This is a genomic window from Sphingobacterium sp. UBA7253 (assembly GCF_002472745.1).
GTDB lineage: Bacteria > Bacteroidota > Bacteroidia > Sphingobacteriales > Sphingobacteriaceae > Sphingobacterium > Sphingobacterium siyangense.
Window position 1 is genome coordinate 13,693 of sequence record NZ_DKSP01000120.1, and the last position, 22,613, is coordinate 36,305.

General features: G+C 41.6%; 17 protein-coding genes. 6 read left to right on the top strand and 11 right to left on the bottom strand.

The window, feature by feature from the left end:
• The 4 genes from B2X72_RS12220 to B2X72_RS12235 all read left to right on the top strand — a co-directional run.
• A partial coding sequence (locus B2X72_RS12220; RefSeq protein WP_286849719.1) for a hypothetical protein occupies positions 1-288 on the top strand: 288 nt, incomplete at its 5' end.
• A 4-nt stretch (positions 289-292) separates the two neighbouring features.
• Positions 293-2,074 carry a RagB/SusD family nutrient uptake outer membrane protein gene (locus B2X72_RS12225; RefSeq protein WP_088163293.1) on the top strand — a complete coding sequence of 594 codons (1,782 nt, stop codon included), beginning with the start codon at positions 293-295 and terminating at the stop codon, positions 2,072-2,074.
• Positions 2,075-2,089: 15 nt separating this feature from the next.
• Positions 2,090-3,646 carry a DUF5123 domain-containing protein gene (locus B2X72_RS12230; RefSeq protein ID WP_088163292.1) on the top strand — a complete coding sequence of 519 codons (1,557 nt, stop codon included), beginning with the start codon at positions 2,090-2,092 and terminating at the stop codon, positions 3,644-3,646.
• A 68-nt stretch (positions 3,647-3,714) separates the two neighbouring features.
• Complete coding sequence (locus tag B2X72_RS12235; RefSeq protein WP_088163291.1) at positions 3,715-4,482, top strand: rhamnogalacturonan acetylesterase; 768 nt, start codon at positions 3,715-3,717, stop codon at positions 4,480-4,482.
• Between the two features lie 211 nt (positions 4,483-4,693).
• Here the strand turns inward: B2X72_RS12235 and B2X72_RS12240 are convergent, their stop codons facing one another.
• From B2X72_RS12240 to B2X72_RS12290, 11 genes are all read right to left on the bottom strand, one after another.
• Entirely contained in the window at positions 4,694-6,313 is a 1,620-nt protein-coding gene (locus B2X72_RS12240; RefSeq protein WP_075990278.1) for an NADP-dependent glyceraldehyde-3-phosphate dehydrogenase, read from the bottom strand.
• 71 nt (positions 6,314-6,384) lie between these two features.
• Positions 6,385-7,821, bottom strand: a complete 1,437-nt coding sequence (locus tag B2X72_RS12245) for an MFS transporter (RefSeq protein WP_376747254.1) — start codon at positions 7,819-7,821, stop codon at positions 6,385-6,387.
• Between the two features lie 100 nt (positions 7,822-7,921).
• Complete coding sequence (locus B2X72_RS12250) at positions 7,922-8,566, bottom strand: bifunctional 4-hydroxy-2-oxoglutarate aldolase/2-dehydro-3-deoxy-phosphogluconate aldolase (RefSeq protein WP_286849721.1); 645 nt, start codon at positions 8,564-8,566, stop codon at positions 7,922-7,924.
• A complete protein-coding gene (locus tag B2X72_RS12255) occupies positions 8,563-9,588 on the bottom strand; it encodes a sugar kinase (protein WP_232475639.1) in 1,026 nt (341 codons plus the stop codon). The genes B2X72_RS12250 and B2X72_RS12255 overlap by 4 nt, the downstream gene beginning before the upstream one ends.
• A 5-nt stretch (positions 9,589-9,593) precedes the next feature.
• Positions 9,594-10,994, bottom strand: coding sequence for a glucuronate isomerase (gene uxaC, locus B2X72_RS12260; RefSeq protein WP_088163289.1), 1,401 nt, complete (start codon positions 10,992-10,994; stop codon positions 9,594-9,596).
• Positions 10,995-11,008: 14 nt separating this feature from the next.
• Positions 11,009-12,655 (bottom strand): UxaA family hydrolase, encoded by a 1,647-nt coding sequence (locus tag B2X72_RS12265; RefSeq protein WP_145328781.1) that lies wholly within the window; start codon positions 12,653-12,655, stop codon positions 11,009-11,011.
• A gap of 12 nt (positions 12,656-12,667) precedes the next feature.
• Entirely contained in the window at positions 12,668-14,185 is a 1,518-nt protein-coding gene (locus B2X72_RS12270; protein ID WP_088163287.1) for a tagaturonate reductase, read from the bottom strand.
• Between the two features lie 12 nt (positions 14,186-14,197).
• A complete protein-coding gene (gene pelA / locus B2X72_RS12275; RefSeq protein ID WP_286849722.1) occupies positions 14,198-15,235 on the bottom strand; it encodes a pectate lyase in 1,038 nt (345 codons plus the stop codon).
• A gap of 5 nt (positions 15,236-15,240) precedes the next feature.
• A complete protein-coding gene (locus tag B2X72_RS12280; RefSeq protein ID WP_286849723.1) occupies positions 15,241-17,157 on the bottom strand; it encodes a glycoside hydrolase family 88 protein in 1,917 nt (638 codons plus the stop codon).
• Positions 17,158-17,164: 7 nt separating this feature from the next.
• Entirely contained in the window at positions 17,165-18,835 is a 1,671-nt protein-coding gene (locus B2X72_RS12285) for a glycoside hydrolase family 28 protein (RefSeq protein ID WP_286849724.1), read from the bottom strand.
• Between the two features lie 101 nt (positions 18,836-18,936).
• A complete protein-coding gene (locus tag B2X72_RS12290; RefSeq protein WP_286849725.1) occupies positions 18,937-19,902 on the bottom strand; it encodes a pectinesterase family protein in 966 nt (321 codons plus the stop codon).
• 314 nt (positions 19,903-20,216) lie between these two features.
• Between B2X72_RS12290 and B2X72_RS12295 the strand changes: the two genes are divergently transcribed.
• The gene (locus tag B2X72_RS12295; RefSeq protein WP_286849726.1) at positions 20,217-21,518 is read left to right on the top strand and encodes a UDP-N-acetylmuramoyl-tripeptide--D-alanyl-D-alanine ligase; all 1,302 of its coding nucleotides are present in this window, start codon (positions 20,217-20,219) and stop codon (positions 21,516-21,518) included.
• 330 nt (positions 21,519-21,848) lie between these two features.
• Positions 21,849-22,604 (top strand): tRNA pseudouridine(38-40) synthase TruA, encoded by a 756-nt coding sequence (gene truA / locus B2X72_RS12300; RefSeq protein WP_201669754.1) that lies wholly within the window; start codon positions 21,849-21,851, stop codon positions 22,602-22,604.
• The last annotated feature ends 9 nt before the right edge of the window (positions 22,605-22,613 follow it).

Consider the following 22,613-nt stretch of genomic DNA (forward strand, 5'->3'; position numbering starts at 1 on the left):
CTTACAAGTAAATTTGTATTCAGCGATTGGGCTGTGGAGGATGGCTCCTTTTTGCGCTTGGGAACTGTTACAATAGGTTATACGCTGCCTAAAGCGTTTACTGATAGGTTGAAAATCCGGAACTTTAGAGTATATATTTCCGGATATAATCTCGCGGTTTGGACCAATTATAGTGGCTTTGATCCTGAGGTATCTACACGGAGAAAGACCAACCTCACGCCGGGGGTGGATTATTCGGCTTATCCGAAAAGCAGAACTTTCGTAGCAGGTCTTAATTTAAACTTCTAGTCTTATGAAAAAAACACTATTGCATATAACCTTGGCTTTATTATTTGCAGGAACCGTATCATCTTGTAATAAAATATTGGAAGCACCGTCGAAATCTGCATTGGATGAGTCGGTTATATTTTCTAACCAAGATCTCGCGGAAGGGGCTGTTGCAGGAATTATTCAATCTTTTGGTGAAACAAACTCCTATCGGGGTAGATATTTGGTCTTCTATGGTATCAACACAGATGCAGAGGTCAATAATAGTCTGAAGAATCCTGGCGATGAAAAATCACGATTGTCAAATTATAATACTAACGTGAATAATACCCAAATGAATACCGATAACAATGCCTGGGCTAAATTTTATGAAGGTATTGAGCGGGCTAACTTAGCGATTAGGGGCCTGCGTAGTTATGGGAATATTGAGCAGCGCCCGGAGATGGCTTATATTCTAGGCGAAATCCTGACTTTGAGGGCTGTGGTATATAATGATCTGGTTAAAGCATGGGGCGATGTACCAGCTCGCTTCGAACCATTGAGTACAGCGTCAATCTATATCGAGCGTAGCGATCGTGATGTAATTTACAAGCAGTTGCTGGCCGATCTGGAGGAAGCTCAAAACTATCTGCCTTGGCCGAACCAAAGTGCAAAGACATCCAATGTTGAACATATCAATAAAGCGTTTGCTAAGGGCTTGCGTGCTCGTTTGGCGTTGTCTGCCGGAGGTTATTCTCAACGGGCAGATGGGGTTCGTAAAAGTAATGATCCTGAATTGGAGTCGAAAAAGATGTATGAGCTGGCAAAAAAAGAATGTTTGGATATCATCAATAGTGGCGCCGCAAAGCTTCTCGGTTTTGAAGAAGTTTTTAAGACACTATGCCAAGAGAAAGGACAGGCTGGATTAGAATCACTATGGGAGATCCCTTTTAGTGAAGGCCGTGGCCGTGTCATATTTGACCTCGGTGTCAAACATACCACAACAGATAAGTATACTGGCCAAAATAAGGGCGGGACAAATGGCCCGAATCCCATTATGTTTTACGAATACGAGAAAGAAGACGTGCGCCGTGACGTAAGCTGTGTCCCGTATGAATGGACGGGTGGTGTACAGGTACCAACAAATCTCGGTAAGTGGTATTTTGGGAAATATCGCTATGAGTGGATGTCGAGGGTGGTTACTTCGACCAATGATGATGGTTTGAATTGGATGTATATGCGCTATGCTGATGTTCTTTTAATGGCAGCAGAGGCAATAAATGAATTGGATGGCCCAAATGCTGCGGCACCTTATTTTAAAATGATCCGTGAACGGGCTTATCCAAACAATCCGGAGAAAGTAACGGCTTATATGCAGCAAATCACCACAAGTAAGGATGTTTTCTTTCATGCCCTCGTCAACGAACGTGCATTGGAGTTTACGGGAGAAATGTTGCGTAAGGGTGATTTGATCCGCTGGAATCTTCTAGGGGTCAAGTTGGCTGAAGCTAAACAAAAGTTACAGCAGCTGGAGAATAGACAGGGTAAATATGCGGCATTGCCTGCCAATATCTACTACAAGACAGCAGCTGATGGTGAAAAAGTGGAAATATATGGCTTAAATTTTGGCGACACAGATGCAGTGGGCGCTGCGGCAGGATATACTTCCTCAAAAAAATGGACGATGGCAGCAAGTAGTGATCAGGCAACCTTCTGGGATGCTTTATACCTCCGCGATCCCAATACACAGCAATTTTGGCCTATTTGGCAGTATTTTTTGGATAATAGCAACGGTAAGTTGAATAATAATGGTTTTAGTTTTCAATAGAAAATAAGCATAAGAATGAAAAGAATCAATATATTGCTATATCTCGGTCTTGGGCTTATATTCGCAAATATAAGCTGTTCTGATGATCGTGTAAAAGAACTAACAGAACTGACGACAGACCGTTATTTTTCTCCTACAGGAGTGAGCGCACGAATCGTTAATCAAACAGGAGTTCAATTGACCTGGAAGAAAAATGCCGAAGCGAAAGGTTATACAATAGAACTGTTTGCTAATGGCGAACTCAATTTTGAAGGGAGTCCTGTCAGGATAATTGAAGAGATCACAAATGATCAGATTCCCTATACGATTATTGGATTGGATGGAGCAACAAACTATTCTGCCCGTATCAAGGCTGTAGGAACTGAGGTGGCTGATTCCAAATGGAGTACCATTACCTTTAAGACCAACGAAGAACAGATTATGAAACCTGTTAGCCCGGAGGGAATCCAGGCAACTTCTGTTCTGCTAAATTGGACCGCAGGTGAAGAGGCGACAGCCATCGCGATTAACCCAGGGAATATTATCCATCCCGTGACACCGCAAGAGATTGCTGCAGGGGAAGCAACAGTCACAGGTCTGGTAGGAGAAACAACCTACACCGCGACACTATTGAAAGGAAACAAGATCCGCGGATCAGCGACATTCACGACATTGATTGACTTGGGGGATGCAGTTGTTGTGCAGCCCACAGATGATCTCGTTGCTGTAATCGGAACTGCCAAAGCAGGGGATGTACTCGCATTAATGCCAGGAACCTATTCGCTCACTGCTGATGTACTGATCGATAAAGCGATAGCTATCAAAGGTGCGAAACCCGCCGATCGCCCGTTGGTAAAATCTGCTTATTTTAATTTGGATAAGGGCGCATCACTATCATTAAAAGATCTTATACTTGATGGAGAAAATAAGTCGGGGGGAAACTGTGTCATTACATTGCAGGCAGGTGCTTTCGGAAGTATTCGCCTAGAAGATAGTAAGCTGATGAACTACCCGAAAGGGATTATTTATGGCAGTTTCGATGCTTCGGTAGAGAGCGTAAGCATGAGTAATAATATTTTTGACAATATCGTCGGTAATGGAAATGAGTTTATTGATTTTAGAAAAGCTATTGCGAGGATTTTTGAATTTACAAATAATACAGTTTCCAATGCTGTCTTGAACCGGGAATTTATCCGGATGGACGCAGGTGGATCCGCAGCTTATCCGGCTATTACAAGCATCATCAAAGTGAATAATAATACCTTTTACAATGTCATACAAGATGCTACTAAACGTTTCTTCTATGTGCGTTTAGCGAAGAATGAAATTACATTCGCTAAAAATTTAATTGTGAAGTCACTGGCAATGACCGCTAATCAGTCTGCAACTAATCTGGTCGAACTCAAAAGTAACAATTACTTTGATGCGGTAAACTTCTATAACAGTTCTGCCTCTGGAGTAAAAAATGATGTTAGTGCTAATGGCTATACACTATTGGATCCTGGATTCAAGGATGCCCCCAAAGGAGACTTTACACTAACAAACCAAACATTAAAGGATAATGGTATTGGTGATCCAAGATGGGGTCAATAGTATGTTTTATGTTATTACCGCACGCCTTCTGCTTAATTAAGAAGGCGTGTGTCTTTCTTATAAGTTCAATGAAAAAAATTAGTATACTTGTTTCAGGCTTTGTGATGGTAATTTTCCTTCTTGCTTTACAGCAAGAACAAACCCTCACAATTTATATAATTGGCGATTCAACAGCTGCAAATAAGGACAAACGCACCTTTCCAGAAACTGGTTGGGGAATGGCTTTTGCTAAGCTGTTTGACCAGCAGGTGAAGGTCGATAATCGCGCATTAAATGGGCGGAGTACCAAATCCTTTAAACAAGATATAGGCAAAGACGGGAGCATTGTTAATCATTGGGAACCTATTTTTGAAAACCTCCGTCGCGGAGATTATGTTTTCATCCAGTTTGGACATAATGACGAAAAAGTCGATAAGCCCAATGTAGGCACTTCTTTGGAAGAGTTTGAGCAGAATTTGATCTTTTATATCAAGCAAACGCGAGAAAAGGGAGGAATTCCGATTCTTTTGACACCTATCGCACGACGTAAATTTGAAAATGGCCTGCTCATTAAAACACATGGCGAATATCCGGCTATTATCCGTAAGGTGGCTGCAGATACGCAAACAGCTTATATTGATATGGAGGATAAGACGACAAAACTTGTACAGTCTTATGGCGACGAAGGAAGTAAAAAATTGTTTTTGCATGTAGAAAGCGGAGATCGGAACTATCCGCAGGGAAAGAAAGATGATACACATCTGAATACTTTCGGGGCAAGTGAAGTGGCAAAGCTTGTTGCCGAGGGCATTCGCGAGTTGCAGTTAACTATTCAGAATAATCTGGTGCTGAAGTAACTTTAAGACGGTATAAAATCAGAAAGAATTGTAAACTCAAATCAATTTGATTGACTGGGGAAGGGATTTTCATAGAAAGCCTTCATGATTTCGCCGATACCAACCGCAATGAAAGCGAACTGAAGGTTCTTTCTAGCCAATACAATCAGACACTTTCAGAAAAAAAGCGACATCGATTATTTCGATGTCGCTTTTTGATATCAGCCGTATACTAGAAAATATATTTCGTACTTAAGAAATTTGATTCATTTTCACTCACGATTTCATTTAACAATTTCTTGTTTTCCTCTGTGAATTTTGTAGCCACTAGAGAACGTATAGAGAATGACCGTAAAGCATCAACTACTGACAAGGTTCCTTCAGCACTGTCCTTTCTACCTGTGAAAGGGAAAGTATCTGGGCCGCGTTGGCATTGACAATTGATGTTTACGCGGCTCACTTGATTGACCAGTGGATCAATAAGTGATGAAACAACCGCTGCATTATTACTAAAAATACTTACTTGTTGTCCGTGCGAAGATCCGATTAAGTACTCGATAGGTTCTTCAAGGTCGTCAAAAGGAACAACAGGGATAACTGGACCAAATTGTTCCTCTCTATAAAGTTTCATCTGTGAATTGACAGGGTAAACAATTGCCGGATAGAAGAACGATTCTGCAACTTGACCACCATTCTCATTGACGACTTTTGCACCATATGCTTTTGCATCTTCAATGCATTCAGTTAAATAAGCTGGTTTATTGACTTCTGGAAGTGGCGTCAAAGACACCCCTTTTTCCCAAGGCATTCCATATTTCAATTTGGCGACTTCGGCAGAGAGGCGTTTCAGGAACTCTTGTGCCAAGCTGCGGTGTACATAGATAATTTTTAATGCTGTACAACGTTGACCATTGAAAGAAAGTGATCCCAATACAGTTTCAGAAACTGCGAGGTTCAAATCTGCGTCTTTTGTTATAATTGCTGCATTTTTTGCGTCCAAGCCAAGAATAGCGCGAAGACGATTCACTTTTGGATGCAATTTTTTAAGTTCATCAGCAACGCGGCTTGAACCAATTAACGTCAAGACATTGATCTTTCCCGATTGCATTAGGCTAGGAACAATCTTATTGCCACGACCATAGATTGTATTGACAACACCCTTAGGGAAGCTGGTCCTAAAAGCTTCTAATAAAGGATAATGCAATAAAGTACCATGTTTAGGTGGTTTGAATAACATGGTATTTCCCATGATCAATGCCGGAATCAATGTCGTGAATGTCTCATTCAATGGATAGTTGAATGGACCCATACAAAGAACGACGCCTAATGGAGATCTTCTGATCTGGGCGACGATACCTTGCTCGATCTGAAAACGTGAAGAATCGCGGTCTATATCTTTCAATGCATCGATCGTTGCATAGATGTATTCTACAGTACGATCAAACTCTTTTACCGAGTCTGCATAGGATTTGCCAATTTCCCACATAATAAGCTTGACAACAATGTCCTTTTTGGCAATCATCTTCTGTGTGAAATTTTCAACACAAGTAATACGATCGGCAACGCTCATTGTCGGCCATTCTCCACGGCCATTGTCGTATGCTTTTACAGCAGCTTCCAAGGCTTCCATGGACTCTTTTTCAGTACAAACAGGGAAACTACCGATGCGCTTACGTTTCAAGCCATCCTTAGTCTTCACACAGATTGGTGAAAAAACCTCGTTTACTTGACCCGTCCAAGAAATCATTTCTCCATTGGAAAGGAACTCTCTTTGATCGACCTGTTCGTCTAGTGTAAATTCTGCGGGAATGTCTTTCTCCTCATAGAAAATACTTTCTAAGTTTAAGCTCATTGTTTTTAAAAATGGTTTAGATTGATATTTATAAAGATATTGCTAATATAATACAAATTTTGCAATATATGTTAATTTTTTATTAAAATAAGTTTAGGTACTAGTGTTTTCATTACAAGCCATGCAATTAAATATGCTATGGCGCAGAAAGAAAAGATAATGAAGTATCCTGCCTCTTCTCCTTTAAAGCCCATAAAGACTAGCTGAGTTTCTTTTGCATAATCAAATAACCACCCGGACGTTTTGTTGATGATAAAGGCTCCTACACCCCCAGCGAGTCCCCCAATTCCAGTAACAGTCGCAATGGCACGTTTAGGAAAAGAATCACCGATAGTCGAAAAAATATTAGCAGACCAAGATTGGTGTGCAGCTCCGGCAAAACCGATCAAAATGACAGGTATCCAATAGGAAATATGACCTAGGGGTTGGGCGAAAAGTACAACCAAGGGTACAAAAGCAAATAACAACATGGCTTTCATGCGGCCCTCATAAGCATTCATTCCTTTTTTGTCAACAAAATAGGTTGGTAGCCACCCGCCATAAATAGACAACATGGTAATGGCATATAAAACGAAGATAGCCAATTGCCCTTCGGTATCTGATGATTTGATATCGTATACAGCAGAGAGATAGGCCGGCATCCAAAATAAGAAGAACCACCAAACACCATCAGTCATGAATTTACCAAAGACGAAAGCCCACGTTTGCTTGTATTTTAAACATTCCGATATGGTAGTTCGCGGTTGTTTGGTTACTCCGGTTTGTTCTGTTTCATGATCATCTTGATGAATGTAAGCCAATTCAGCGGCATTTACTTTCGGGTTTTCATGTGGCTTCTTATAAAGAAAAATCCAAAAACCCATCCAGACAAATCCAAGGGCGCCTATAATGATGAAAGACATTTCCCAACCCCAATGTGCTGCGATGACAGGGATGGTTAAGGGTGCTGCCAATGCTCCTATGGTTGCCCCTGAATTGAAAATACTCGTAGACAGCGCCCGGTCTTTTTTGGGAAAATACTCTGCTGTAGCTTTAATCGCGGCTGGAAAGTTACCAGCCTCGCCGACAGCGAGAACAAAGCGGGCAAAAATAAATAGATTGACACTCACACTCATTACTAAACCCACATTGTTAACATGAGAAATTGCCTCTTTTGCGCCTTCGAAACCGACGAACCATTCACCGGCGACGATACCTGAAGTGGCTATACCACAGAATGCATGTAATATCGCGCCAATAGACCAGATTCCGATCGCCCACAAAAAGCCTTTTTTTGTATCCATCCAATCCACAAAGCGACCTGCAAAAAGCATACTGATGGCATAAAAGATCGAAAATAATGCGGTGATGTTGCCATAGTCTGTATTTGTCCAATGAAATTCAGGACTAATAAAGTCTTTCCAGGTTAAGGACAGCACCTGTCGATCCAGGTAATTGATTGTGGTAGCAAAAAATAGTAGCGAGCATATCACCCAACGGTAATTACCCTTTTTCTCCGTGTTAATCATAATGGGTTTAATAGTTTATTTTTTAGTATACGTGTCTGTTGCCTGTTGTCAATTAAGTGTTCTTCAGTATGATCTTTCTGAACTCACGATATAAAGACCTTTACCGTGCCTTTGAGACAAAGTCAAGTGCTTTTTTAGTGTTTTCGAATAAATTGACGGTGTTTTTAGGGTCAATTAACTTACTGCCCATGCCTACTGCGCAAACCCCCGATTTGAACCATGCCTTTAAATTCTCCATTTCGATTTCTACGCCCCCCGTCGGCATAAATTTCTGCCCTTTAAAGAGCTCGCGTATCGACGACATAAAGGCAGGGCCTAGTATATTTGCAGGAAACAATTTGATAAGTGCGGCCTCTTGCTGTTGTGCGGTATAGATTTCTGTGGGGGTCATACAGCCCGGAATCCATAGCTTATGCTGTTCATGTACAAGGGAACCGACTAGCGGATTTACAATAGGAGAAACAATAAAATCTGCTCCAATCTGTAGAAATTGTTGGGCTTCGTCAACTGACTTGATGGTGCCAATACCTAAATAAAGGTCAGGCATGTCGAGGTTTCTTGCAGCAACTAAACTTTCAAAAACAGCCAATGCTTCGGGGCCTCGATTTGTAAATTCAAAAACACGTATACCTGCCTGATATAGGGTTCGCAGAATCGCGATACTTTCGGCTTTATCGTGGTGGAAAAACAAAGGAAGTGTCCCTTGCGCTATAATTTTCTCTAATACAATCTCTTTCAAATTCATGCTATCATTCTATTTTTTATGTCTTCCACTGTACTTGTTGTAGCATCGCTCGCGATGAATAGTTTATCGAATGCGGCAAGTGTTGCAAACGCTAAGGTCTCCTGCGGAGAAAGGTTGGAGTATAAGCCATAAATCAGCCCTGCCATAAAGCAATCTCCACTACCTACCTTATCCAAAATTTCTTCGGCTGTATATTCCGTTGATTTAATCAGGCTGTCTTTGTCAAATAGTGTGGTATAATACTTGATCCCTTTGCTTTGATAGTCAAAACGAAAGGTGTTGGCCACATATTGACAAATCGGATTCACGGAAATGATCTCTTTACTTGTACGATCTGCCTGTGCCAGTAAATCTTCTTCCTGATACCCGGAAGAAGAAGTTAGGAACTTATCATCTAGCTGTGTGCCGAGCATTTGGTGTGCAGCCCAGATATTTCCCATGATTAAATTACAATACTTGGCAATTTCGGGCATAATCTCTTTTGGTGTCTTTCCATATTTCCACAGTTTAGCGCGGTAATTAAGGTCCAATGATACAAAGATTGCCTTCTCTTGTGCTTTTTTAACAGCTTCCAGGCATAGGTCAGCAATATCTTGACTAATTGCAGGACAGATGGCTGAAAAATGAAACCATTTGACATCGGCAAAAATCTCTTCCCAATCAATACTGCCCACTTTGAGGTTTGCAAACGATGAGTTTGCGCGATCATAAATGACCCCCGCATTTTTTAGATCTTTTCCTTTTGGGAGATAGTAAATACCTAATCGTTCGCCAGTCCATTGCATCGCTGATGTGTCTATATTTCTGCGTTTCAGGTAGCTATCAATACCTTCACAGATGGCATTTTGAGGAATTGCAGATAAGTAGGATGATGGTACATTCCACAACGCCAAGGCTGTGGCTACATTCAGCTCGGCCCCGCCGACGTAAAAAGGCAACTGGTGTTGTTCAATCCAATCTTGTTCGATGTCGGGACAGATCCGCAACAACAATTCTCCAAAGCTTAAAACTTTACCCTGCATGTTCATTAAAATTCAAAATATTCTTTTGCGTTATTATAGCTGATATCTGTTATGATTTTCCCTACCCATTCGATATCATGTGGTATCTCTCCCTTTTCAATGTCCTGTCCGAAGATGTCGCACAACAATCTTCTGAAATATTCATGCCTTGGAAATGAAAGGAAGCTTCTAGAATCTGTCAACATACCAACGAGACGGCTCAATAAACCCATATTTGACAGTGTGTTGATTTGTTTTGTCATGCCGTCTTTTTGGTCCAGAAACCACCAAGCCGAGCCAAACTGGATTTTTCCCTTAATTGATCCATCGTTGAAATTCCCGATCATGGTTGCAATAAGTTCATTGTCGGCAGGATTGAGATTATACAAGATGGTCTTGGTTAGCTTATCTTGATTGTCTAATTTATTCAAAAATTTTGACAATGCACGTGCCTGACTAAAATCTCCGATCGAATCCCAACCAGTATCAGGTCCGATCAAACGATGCATACGGGCATTATTGTTGCGTAAAGCTCCTAGGTGGTACTGCTGAACCCAGCCCTTTTCATGGTCCCATTCTGCAAAATAAATCAACATCGCAGATTTGAATTTCAGATTTTCGGTCGGAGAGATTTCCTTTTTTGTACGGATCTTATCAAAGATCGTCACGATTTCCTGTTCAGTATAATCTTCTGCATAAATTTGTTCCAAGCCGTGATCTGATACTTTACATCCGTTGACAGCAAAGAAATCATGTCTTGTTTTTAGCGCATTTAAGTAATCACCGAAGCTACTGATCTGCATGTCGCTGACCGCTTCCAATTTATCGATATATTGATTCAGTGCAATGATATCATCCGAGTTCATTGCTTTATCCGGACGAAAAGCCGGAAGCATCTTGAACGACTCCTTTTCTTTTGCAAATTGTTGGTGAAACTCGAGGCTATCGATAGGATCGTCAGTGGTACAAACCACTTCAACCTTCATCATTTTCAGTAAGCCGCGAACGGAATGGCTGTCTTGTTGTAACAAAGCGCCTGTATCGGCATATATCCTGGCAGCCGTCTTTGGTGACAACAAATCTGTGATGCCAAAATAGCGTTGCAGTTCAAGGTGTGTCCAATGGTGTAATGGGTTGCGCAATGTATAAGGAACAGTTTCTGCCCACTTGATAAATTTTTCCTCATCGGAAGCATCACCTGTAATATAACGCTCATTGACACCATTGGCCCGCATGGCCCGCCATTTGTAATGATCGCCATGTAACCAGACCTGACTAATATTGTCGAATTTTACATTATTAGCGATTTGTTCGGGAATCAAGTGATTATGATAATCAATGATCGGCAAATGCTTTGAATAGCTGTGATACAGCTGTTCTGCTGTTTTTGTGTTTAATAAAAAGTTGTCGTCTAAAAAAGCTTTCATACAATATTCTATTTTTATAAACTCACACCTCTTTTCCAAGGTATGAAATCGTCTTGGTTTAATTGGACAGCCTTAGGTGTTATTTCACCACTAGCTGCTTTGATACAATATTCTAAAATGTCTTCGGCCATGGTTTGAATCGATTTCTCACCGTCTATAATAGGGCCGGTATTGATATCGATAATGTCGGCCATTCTGGTTGCTAGGACATTATTCGTTGCTACTTTGATAACTGGGCAAATAGGGTTGCCTGTAGGCGTACCTAAACCCGTTGTGAATAAGATAAGTGTTGCGCCTGCAGCAGCTTTCCCTGTGGTCGCTTCCACATCATTTCCGGGGGTACAGACCAAATTAAGACCGGGCTTTGTTGCTTCCTCGGTGTAGTCCAAAACATCAACAACAGGGGAGGTTCCTCCCTTTTTCGCGGCACCATTGCTTTTTATCGCATCAGTGATAAGTCCATCACGAATATTGCCTGGAGATGGATTCATATAAAAACCCGAACCAACAGCCTCGGCAGCATTGCTATAGGCGGTCATCAGGTCAATGAATTTATTGGCAGCCTTCGGATCGATGGTGCGGTCTATTAAGTTTTGCTCGGCACCACATAATTCTGGAAATTCAGCCAACAGTACTTTTCCACCAAGGGCAACCAGAAGATCGGCCGTATAACCAACAGCCGGATTGGCCGAAATACCACTGAATCCATCACTACCACCGCATTTTACACCCAAGGTTAATTTGCTCAATGGTACCGGCTGTCTTCCAAGTTTATTAATTTCTGTCAGCCCCACAAAAGTCTGTAGTATCGCCTCTTTCAGCAGTTGCTCCTCACTTTTTGATTGTTGCTGTTCAAATAAGTACAATGGTTTGTCAAATCCTGGATTACGCAGCTTAATGTCGTTGACGAGATCGTTCAGCTGCAAATTTTGGCAGCCCAGACTCAATACCGTAATACCGGCGACATTTGGATGGTCGGCATAAGCGGCAAGTAACTTACTCAAGATGGCAGCATCTTGTCGGATTCCACCACAGCCCCCCTGATGGTTTAAAAATTTGATCCCATCTACGTTTCTGAATACACGATCCGATTGCTCCGTAATTGTGTTTAGTTGCCCGAGTGAGGACAGGTCTAGTGTTTCACCCTTTTCATAAGCTTTTAACAGCTGATGGGTGAAGTTCTTGTATTTTCCAGTGACTGAATAACCAAGCTCATTGTATAATGCCTCTTTGATAACATCAAGATTTCGGTTTTCGCAAAAAACGGTTGGGATAAATAACCAGTAATTCGCGGTGCCAACACGACCGTCCGGACGGAGGTAACCATTGAAAGTTCTTCCTTCAAACTTTGAAACGTCAGGCTTTTCCCAGTGATAATGTGAAGGCCGAAAATGGTAAGGTTCAGCTGCATGTTTGGTGTTGTCGGTATTCATGATGCTTCCCTGTGGGATATCAAATTGTGCTTTTCCCACGAGAACCCCATACATATAGATTTCGTCACCAAAGTGCATATCCTGCATAAAAAATTTATGCTTGGCCGGAATATCTTCCTGTAGAATATATTGTATACCCTCAAAAGAAATTGCATCACCTTTTTTGAGATCTTGTAAGGCGACTAAAACATTGTCTTTGGGATGTATCTTTAATACGTTGTTTTTCATCTGTAGCGCTATTTATACTTTTTTATTGTCAAGAACTGATGAAATTTCGAGTGCCTTTAATGCCCCTTTTTCAATGATCTGTTGCAATTTTTGGTTGACTGTTTCTTCAAAATGAGGGAACTCCGTTAAATTGGTTCCCCATAAATCCGTAGCTGAAAGCACGGTATGGACGAGTGTATCTGGATTGCACCAAGCGGTATGTAATATTGGTGCAGACTCATCCTGAAGCACAACTGTTCGTCCATTAATCAATTGCTCATACTGAGCACCGTTCAGCGTGGATTTTAGTAGATAGAGATAAGCCGCAAATCCAAGTGCGAAGAGTTGTGGAGCTTCGTGGTGTGTTGTATACCATTTTTTTAGCAAGGGAATATTGCGCATTGCCATTTTTGAGCTATAATTTAAAGCAATGGATTCCCATTTATGTTCCAGATGCGGATTGGCAAAGCGATCGATGACTTTGGATGAAAAATCGTTGATGTCCGCGACTGAAATAGTGTCGCTTAAAATGGCGGGACCAATTTCATCCTGCATTAGAAGACGTATAAATTGATTGAATGCAGCATTTTGCATGGCCTCCTTTACAGTTTCGAAGCCCGCAAGAAGGGCAAGGGCACAACTTAAAGTATGCGTTCCATTGAGCAGCCTTAGTTTGATTTCCTTGTACTTTTCAATTGATGGAACCAACATGACATTCGGATCTGCCAATGCAAAGGACAGGCGTTGTTGTATACGTTCAGAAGTCGCTTCTATCGCCCATAAGCGAAAGGGTTCGGCCATAATCATCAATTGATCTTCGTAGCCCAGTAAAGCGCAGGTTTTCGTGTATTCCGCTAGCGGCAATGCTCCGGGAACGATACGATCGACTAGCGTGTTACAAAAATCATTGGCGGTATCAAGCCAGTCCATAAACTCTTCTGGAAGCTCATTCAGCTTAGCCAAGGCTGTGATGATTGATTTCAGTTTAGTTCCATTGTCGGTAATCAATTCGCTAGGGACGACGGTTAAGCCCTTGTTTTTATCCGCATTGAAGTAAACAAATCTCCGATAGAGAATAGCCAAAAGTTTACCCGGGAAAGAAGCCGGTGGTGCGTCACTGATGCGGTCTTCACTCATAACAATGCCGACTTCGGTGGTGTTGGAGAAGACAATTTCAAGATCCGGATTTTCGGCGCTTTTTAATATTTCTGACCAATGTTGGTTGGCCGCCAATACACGGGAAATCGAATTATTGATTTCATATTGTGAAATCTCTTCACCGTCTTCTATACCTTTAATGGATAATGTGTATAGGTTGTCCTGTTGTTCGAAGGCATCAGCACCTCCCGAGCTTGTTGACTTTACAACCAGTATTCTGCCGCAAAACAGGTTTTGTTGATTTGCTTTATGGACAAAATAATCCGGGAGGCCTCTGAGTAATACACCGGTGCCAAATTGAAGAATCTTTTCTGGATATGCGAAGGACGCTGCCGTCGGTTTATTCACCAGGTCAGTGCTCATCGTTTGTATAGTATGTTGTGTCAGTAACATCTGCTCGTTTTATTATTGAATTTTGTATTGTTTTTTCCACTTTGGATACTCCTTTTGGATCAGCTTTTCCGGCCAGTTGCCGAACCAGGCATAGCCATTTCTACGCTCCTCTGAAACCTCCTCAAAGTTGTATTTGATTGTGTCGTCCCGATCTCCAAACAAAGGACGGTTGTCTTCGAGATTATAAAATCGCGCCCAAATCGTGGAAGTCCCATCGGCGACAAGCCGCCGTTGATATTTTCCAGTCAGCTTATCTTGTACACGGTCGAAGCGGTAACCTTCGATATCATGTTGCTCAAACCAGTGTACTGCATCTTCGATGGCTTGCTTAATTTCAGCCGTTGCAGGCTGCAGCATGAGAAAGCGGACGATGGCAACAGATTCACTTGTGCTTAATGCGGCAGGTTCAAACTTTCTTGCCTGAGCGGGCTTTAACGTGTTCTGATCGTATTGCGCAGCCCAGATACTCCTTTTTCCGTCTTGCATGACCTGTGTTTTCAGGATACAGGCTATGCCCTTTTCTACCGCTTTTTGTGCTTTTGACACAAATATGGGATTGATAGCCTCAAATCCGTCTTGCTTATTGGCGACTTTGTAAAGCACCAGTAATGCATTGATCATTGCATTATCGTTGTAGGTTATCTCAGCTCTATAGAGTGATTTATTTGGGTAGTACTGTGGAAATCCGCCATTCTCATATTGAGCCGATAAAATATAGGCAATACCTTTTTCTGCGGCAGTCAAATAAGCCTTATTCTGAGTAAGCTTAAAAGCCTTGACCAATCCAGTTATTTCCCGGGTTGTTGCACTGTTGTCGAGTGTGGCATGATCAATAGCTGTTTTCTTGACCTTTTGCAAGAGCTCTTTTGTTAATGGAAGTCTGTAATCGACCACACTTTTGTCGAACAACTGCTTGGGCCATGCTCCATTTGATAGCTGGTACTGAAGCATCTTTTCGGCCAATGAATCTTTGGTGGGCACGGTCTGTCCAATACAGTAATGATGAAACACTGATACCGCGATGAAACTCAGCATAATTGTCTTTCTCATGGTCTCTAGTTGTTGATCTGTTTGAATAACCATTGCACTAAATCATTCGCTGCAGTAAAGTTTTCATATTCCTTAGGGAGCTTTCTTCCATCGGTATATTCATTATATAACCAAGGATCTCCAATGGCAAATACAGTACCTTTTCCATATTTTGCCGTAGCAATGATGGTATCCCCATGATCTTGAATCAATGCTTGGGCGGGAGCGTTTACCTGTAATGTTGAGATTTCCTTGATATATATTTGGGCCGTATTCGGAAATACGGCATTACCTTTTGGAATAGCAATTGCGCCCGTCTGAAAGTCATTTCCTTTCACCCGGTTGCGACTATCCTCATGGAATGTGATGCCAAATTTTCGTGCGAGGGTATTGAATTTGCTGATTTCGCAGTTACCGCTATCATTTAATAAAAGAACGAGTACTCCGCCCTGTTTAACCCATTGCGTAATTTGTTGGGCGTCGGTTTCATTCATAAAATGCGGATGCTCAGTTTCTTTCTCCGTGTCGGGGTCTACGATGATGTAGACGTTGGATTTTGAGAGATTCTGTACTGTAGGTGCTGTCCGTAATGTGTTTAATTGACCGCCATTTTTTTCAAATACCCTACCCAATAGGGAAAATCCGTTGTTGTCGTCACCATCCCAAAGATAGTGGTAGGGTTTAATTTCCCCCGATGCAGTCTTTTTATATTCGTTATTGAAATAATTGTCCAATGTAACCGTGCGTCTTTTTTTTCCTTTTTGTTCCTTTCCAAATTCAACTTCGGACGCCGCTAGGATAAAAGCACCGACTCCCTTGGGATCATTGGTAATAACGGGTTCACTCATGTAATATTCGAAACTACCATCGCGATATTGTTTTCCGCCTAGACCGGAAACTTGGACAGTCTTTGTGAGATTGACACGGTTTTCTCCAGCAGGGGTGATGAATTCTTTTACAAGCCCTTGGTAGCCCCGATCCAGATTTTGCTGAAATGAAGCCGGGATATAACCTTTGCGTAATGATTTTGCCAATGCAAATACAAACATACTGGAGGCCGAAGATTCCAGGTAATTTCCTTTTCTTGTACCCAGGTCCACAATGTCATACCAAACGCCGGTTTTGCCATCTTGGTACTTGACGACTGCCGATAACGTTCTGTTTAAGATTGCAATGAGTTCTTGTCTACGAGGATGCTCCGCTGGGAAATAGTCCAATACATCAACAAGCGCCATGACATACCAACCCATACCCCTAGCCCAAAAGTGTGGCGATAGGCCTGTTTTGGGGTCCGACCAGCGTTCCTTTTTTGATTCATCCCAGCCATGATACAGCAGGCCTGTTTTCGCGTCACGGGCATTTTTTTCCATGTAGCTAAACTGGTTGGCGATATCGTCAAAGGCGGTAGGAATATTCATCAGGCTAGCGTATTCCGCATAGAAAGGCTGGCCCATATATAAGCCATCTAGCCACATTTGGTAAGGATAAATTTTCTTATGCCAAAATCCACCTTCATGTGTGCGCGGATGCTTTTGAAGCTGTGCATATAATTGGTGGCAGGCCTTCAGATATTTTTCTTTACCGGTTACTTTGTAAAGTGTTAATAGGGTGGTACCATTTTTAATATTGTCAATATTAAAATCCTGCGCATGATAGTTCTTAATTGAATCCGGAATGCTGAGGTAGGCATCCATGCGCGATTGCATATAGTTAAAATAATCGGCATCTGCAGTATTGCGCCATACATCTGTCAGGCCTTCAAAAATAACCCCCATATCGTATGACCATTTTGGAAATTTGTCGGTCCTGTTGAATAATGAATCCGGATAGAGCTGTTCAAGTACAGTGTTGGCCATTTGTTCGGAAAAAGGCTTTTGTTGGCCAAACCCTGAAAATGGAACAAGTGCTGTAAGGTTTAAAAGAATTAAAAATAACTTTCTCATCAGGGGCCTAATTTTTGATTGTTAAGGATTTGTCCGTACTTCCGGCTGTAAACTGACTGACAGTCTTGGCAGTTCTTGTGTTGGATTTCGAAAGATGGATATTACTGCTTTTCTCACCCGCGACCTCGATATATAGTTCAGGAGCTTCTAATGCTTGGATATGATCTAGATTTATCGCAGTGCTATTACTTATGGCGATCAACGGATTATTTTCTGTCGTTTTTAAAGTGATATTTTTCAGATTGACCTGAGAAGCTTCAATGATTTCTATGCCTTTATTGGCCTCCAAGGTTGCATTTTCTATCCAGATCTGCTGAATATGCATTTCGGGGAGACCGCGTAAGAAAATTCCTTTTGATGCTCCTTTCGCTGCGATATTTTTGATATAAAAGTTTTTGAATTGCGGTGTTTCTTCTGTAACCGGAAGCGTGACTGTTTTTACAGCAGACCTCTTTTCTCCTGCCAATGGAACCGGATCTACAGCCGCATAATACATGTCAAATAGAATCGCTTCGCCTGGGATATCAACCATATTGATATTGTTGATGAAGATGTTTTCTACAACTCCTCCACGACCTCTTGTCGTTTTGAAGCGAAGTCCGATATCAGTCCCAATAAACGAGCAATCTTCCACCCAAATATTACGGGCACCACCACTCATCTCGCTTCCGATTACAAATCCGCCATGTGCATGATACACAACGTTATTGCGGATAATTACATTTTCGGTTGGCCTGCCACGGTCACGCCCAGCTTTATCACGTCCAGACTTAATGCATATGCCGTCATCGCCAACATCAAATGTACAGTCTTCTATGAGGACATTTTTGCAAGACTCCACATCTACACCATCGCCATTTTGGCCATACCAGGGGTTACGAACCGAGAGCTTGCGTAAGGTTAGGTCTTCACATAGTAAAGGGTGTATATTCCATGCCGGTGAGTTTTGTATCATTACTCCTTCTAACAATACTTTTTTACAGTCTGTGAATACCAAAAGATTGGGTCTTAAAAAATCCTTGACATCTTTGAAATCATCGATTGTTGTGCCGGGACGAATAACCCCAGCTTTCTTTTCTTGCGAACCTTTCAGCGAACTTGCGGAGGGGTACCAGATCTCATTGGTGGTGTCGACAGTGCCACCCGATGCAACGAGATTTTTCCATTGCGATGCGGTTAGTTTGTTCTTTTTAACCATCCTCCAGGCATCTCCATTGCCATCAATAATGCCATCGCCCGTAATTGCGATATTATATAGGTTCTTGCCCGATATCGGATTTTGATTGCGCCAGGCCGGCTCACCTTCCCAATTAGATTCAACAAGCTTATATTGATCGAAGTCCTTGGTGAAAAGCAGTACGGCATCTCGTTTGAGGTGCAGGTTTACATTGCTCTGCATTTCAATAGGTCCTGTCAACCAAATTCCAGCGGGGATTAGTACAACACCGCCACCAGTTTCGCTACATCTACGGATAGTTTGATTGATTGAAGCCGTATTAAGAAATTGACCGTCACCTTTCGCGCCATAATTGCCGATATTTAACGTGTCTTTCTTAAATTCGACCTGTTGTACGATAGGACGGGCAGGCTCTTGGGCTATACACAGCTGTGGTAGCACGAGAAGCAATGCAAGAGCGGATTTCAATGTACGTGAATAGTGCTTTTTAAACGAATTCATTTTTTACATTTTGGTTTAAAAATGGTTATTTGTAAAAGCAATTGTACATTCTTTGTCCCTAACTTGGATGAAAAACTTATGCAATCGTTACCGGTCATGACTTATCGATCAAATGTAAGCGTTGGTACCCAATCCTTGAATACACGTTGAAAATTAAGGCTATCGGCCTCTCGATCTGTTAATAGGCGACTCCATTTGACACGATTTTGTGACACTGAGCCTGCGCCTTTGTTTTTATATTCTGCGAAATAAGCTGTTTTCTCATTTGACTCTTTGCCCCAGTTGTGCCAACCTTTATCGTCAATAAATTGGGGAAGATTACAATGCATGAAAATTACTTTGGCATAAGGTCGCCAAGGGCGTCCAAGGTAGAACGTCTTTGTGTCTTTATTTCCCGTGATGTTGCAGTTGTTAAAGATATAGCCAAAATCTACCTGTTCGGGCGTAGATGCTGCGGTAATATAGCCCTTGTTTTTGCAGTGCAGTTCACAATTTTCAAACCAGGCCGTGGACCCGCCAAAGATAAAATCTACAGTACCTTCGATATAGCATTGGTAATAAAGCTGTCTTGTTCCCTTCCCGAAAGTGTATAAGGTGTCTTGAAATCCTAAGAAGCGACAATTGAGAAACAAATTACGGTCTCCGGAGATCCATGCCGCCACTGCCTGGCCCACCGGGCCGGATCCATTTTCGAAAGAAAGGTTTATGGCCGTAAAATCGTCCCCATAGCAATAAAAACTTGCTGAGCCAGAAGTACCCATTTCCTCACCAAAACGATTTTTCTTTTGCGCATAATCGTCATAACTGATAATCGTTTTAAATTTATCTTCACCGACTAATGTAACAAACTGCTTGCTCCCCGGGAGGATGATTTTTTCGCGATATGTCCCGTTTTTGATATATATTTTCGTTTCCTTTTTTCGAAAATCTGGGACAGCATGAATGGCATCTTGAATTGTCGTGAAATTTCCCGTACCATCTTTGGCCACGACAAAATCATAGCTCTTTACTTCCGTAGCAAAAAGAAAAAAAGGAATTAAAAAAAAGGAAAGTATGATCGTTCGCATTCCAAATTGTTTAATTGGTCAATGAAATTACCAATATTAAAGCCTTCCTTAAAGGAAATCCACCAAAATAAATGCGCAAACGTTATCGGTCACGTTTGCGTGAACCGATTGAAAAGACAATTCTTGCATGCTACCATGGCATGAAGCGTGCACTTGTATCTTGAAATATTGCGTGTTTTGGATATCTTTGATTGAGCTTGTATAGCCACAAAAGGATGTTCAGAACGATTAAGGGGCTAAATTGTCTATATGGAGTTCAATTGTATTGCATATAAAAAGCAATTTCTCTAAGTTTGTTCAACAAATTTCTCAACATGGACATCCAATCACTCTATCAGATTTATAAACAGTATCCGAATATCACAACGGATACACGTAAAATAGAAAAGGATAGTATTTTTTTCGCCTTAAAAGGTGCTAATTTCAATGGAAATGCTTTCGCCGAGAAAGCGCTTGAAATGGGCGCTAAATATGTTGTTATTGATGAAGAGACCTACCGAAAAGGAGATGCGTATATTCTTGTTGATGATGTTTTAAAAGCACTACAGCAACTCGCAAATTATCACAGACATCAGTTGCACATACCAATTATTGGTGTGACAGGTACAAATGGAAAAACGACTACGAAGGAATTGCTGTATGCCGTTGTTTCACAGAAATATAAAGCATACGCGACGAAAGGAAATTTGAATAATCATATTGGTGTTCCCTTAACATTATTGGCAATAGATGATTCCATTGAGCTGGCAATCATCGAAATGGGGGCAAACCATCTGGAAGAAATTGCTTTTTTGTGTGGGATTGCCGAACCGACACATGGTTTGATTTCTAACGTTGGTAAAGCACATCTAGAAGGTTTTGGATCTTTTGAAGGAGTGAAGAAAACCAAAGGTGAGCTATACGATTGGCTGCAGGACCATCAAGGTGTATTATTTTTGCAGGCCGATAACCCACACCTCAAAGAGATGGCTTCCGCTCGCCAGATCGCTAACATTGTTACTTATGGTTTTTCGGAAGATAATGACGTGATTGGAAAGCTTCTTAAAGCAAATCCCCTTTTGCAGATTGAGTGGCAAAAGAAAGGGGCGGCCGAATCTTATGTAGTTGATACGCAGTTAACAGGCTCTTATAATACCGAAAACTTTCTTGCGGCAATTGCAGTGGGTCTGCATTTTGGCATTTCTTCTGCGGCGATCAATCGAGGTATTGAAGGATACACACCTACCAACAATCGCTCGCAGATTATGAAAACGGCCCACAATACGCTGATCTGCGATTATTATAATGCCAATGCAACAAGCATGGCCGCTGCACTGGATAATATCCGGATTATTGAAGCGGATAAGAAGGCTATTGTATTGGGTGATATGTTTGAATTGGGAGCCGAATCCTTTGAAGAGCATAAAAAAATTGTTGAAAACGTAAGAACTATTCCTGCAGATCGCAAGATTTTTGTCGGCAAAGAATTTTCCGCACATCGGTATGAAGGTGGAGAGTTTTATGAAACTACTGCCGAAGCAAAACAAGCAATCAGCGAAAAACCGATAACTGATGCCACAGTTTTATTGAAAGCTTCACGCGGCATGGCTTTTGAAAATCTGGTCGATTTACTCTAGCCTTTTTAGCTTTGTGTTATGCACAACGAGGGGATAAGTTCGGGGTGCGACCATATTGCGACCATGGTGCTCCCGCATTGAATGTACTTAAAAAGGTGGACTCAACGTGGACTCACGGTGGACTTACCGTGGTCGCAGGGCGAAGATAGTAGGTGTTTACTGTGGCTTCGGTGCCGCTGAATACCAAATTACCCATCAGGCAGATTTGAGTGAAAAGGAAGTGCAAAACAAACAGTTTTGTCATGTAAGGATTAAATAATGAGTAAAATGAGGAAATTCGTTCTATAGAGAAATGATGCTCATTTGGAAAACGTACCTTTGTTCCATATAATGGATAAAAGACGTTTTTTTTTAGAAATAGCCTATTTTGGACAGGCTTATCATGGTTGGCAAATTCAGAATAATGCAATTTCCGTGCAGGAAGTGCTGAATAAAGCGCTTGAAACCCTGTTGCGGGAGCCGATTGAAACAACTGGAGCTGGCCGTACAGATACGGGTGTTCATGCCAAGCAATTGTATGCACATTTCGATGCAGCCCCCGTGGGTATTCTACAAAAAGCTGATCGTTTCATTCATTCGCTCAATGCCTTATTGCCCTTTGATGTGGCCGTGAAGCGCTTGATCGAAGTGGAGCCCGAAGCACATGCTCGCTTCGATGCAACGCAAAGATCATATGAATACCATCTTCATTTTCATAAAGATCCTTTTATCTATCCCTATTCATGTTTTATGCGCGATCGTCCGGATGTTGAAAAGATGAATGAAGCTGCACAATTTTTATTGGGTAAACAAGATTTCGAATGCTTTAGTAAGTCTCATACGCAGGTGTTTACAAATATTTGCGATATTCGTAGAGCTGAGTGGGTATGGCATACTGAGCAGCATCTGGTTTTTCACATAACTGCAGATCGTTTTTTGCGCAATATGGTGCGCGCCATTGTAGGGACATCGTTGGAAATAGGGATAAAAGGTAAGCCGGTTTCATTTATGCAAGATGTTATTCAAAGTAAAAACCGCGGAAAAGCGGGTGTTTCTGTTCCTGCACATGGTTTATATTTAACAGAAGTAGCATATCCTTATATATAGAATTTAATA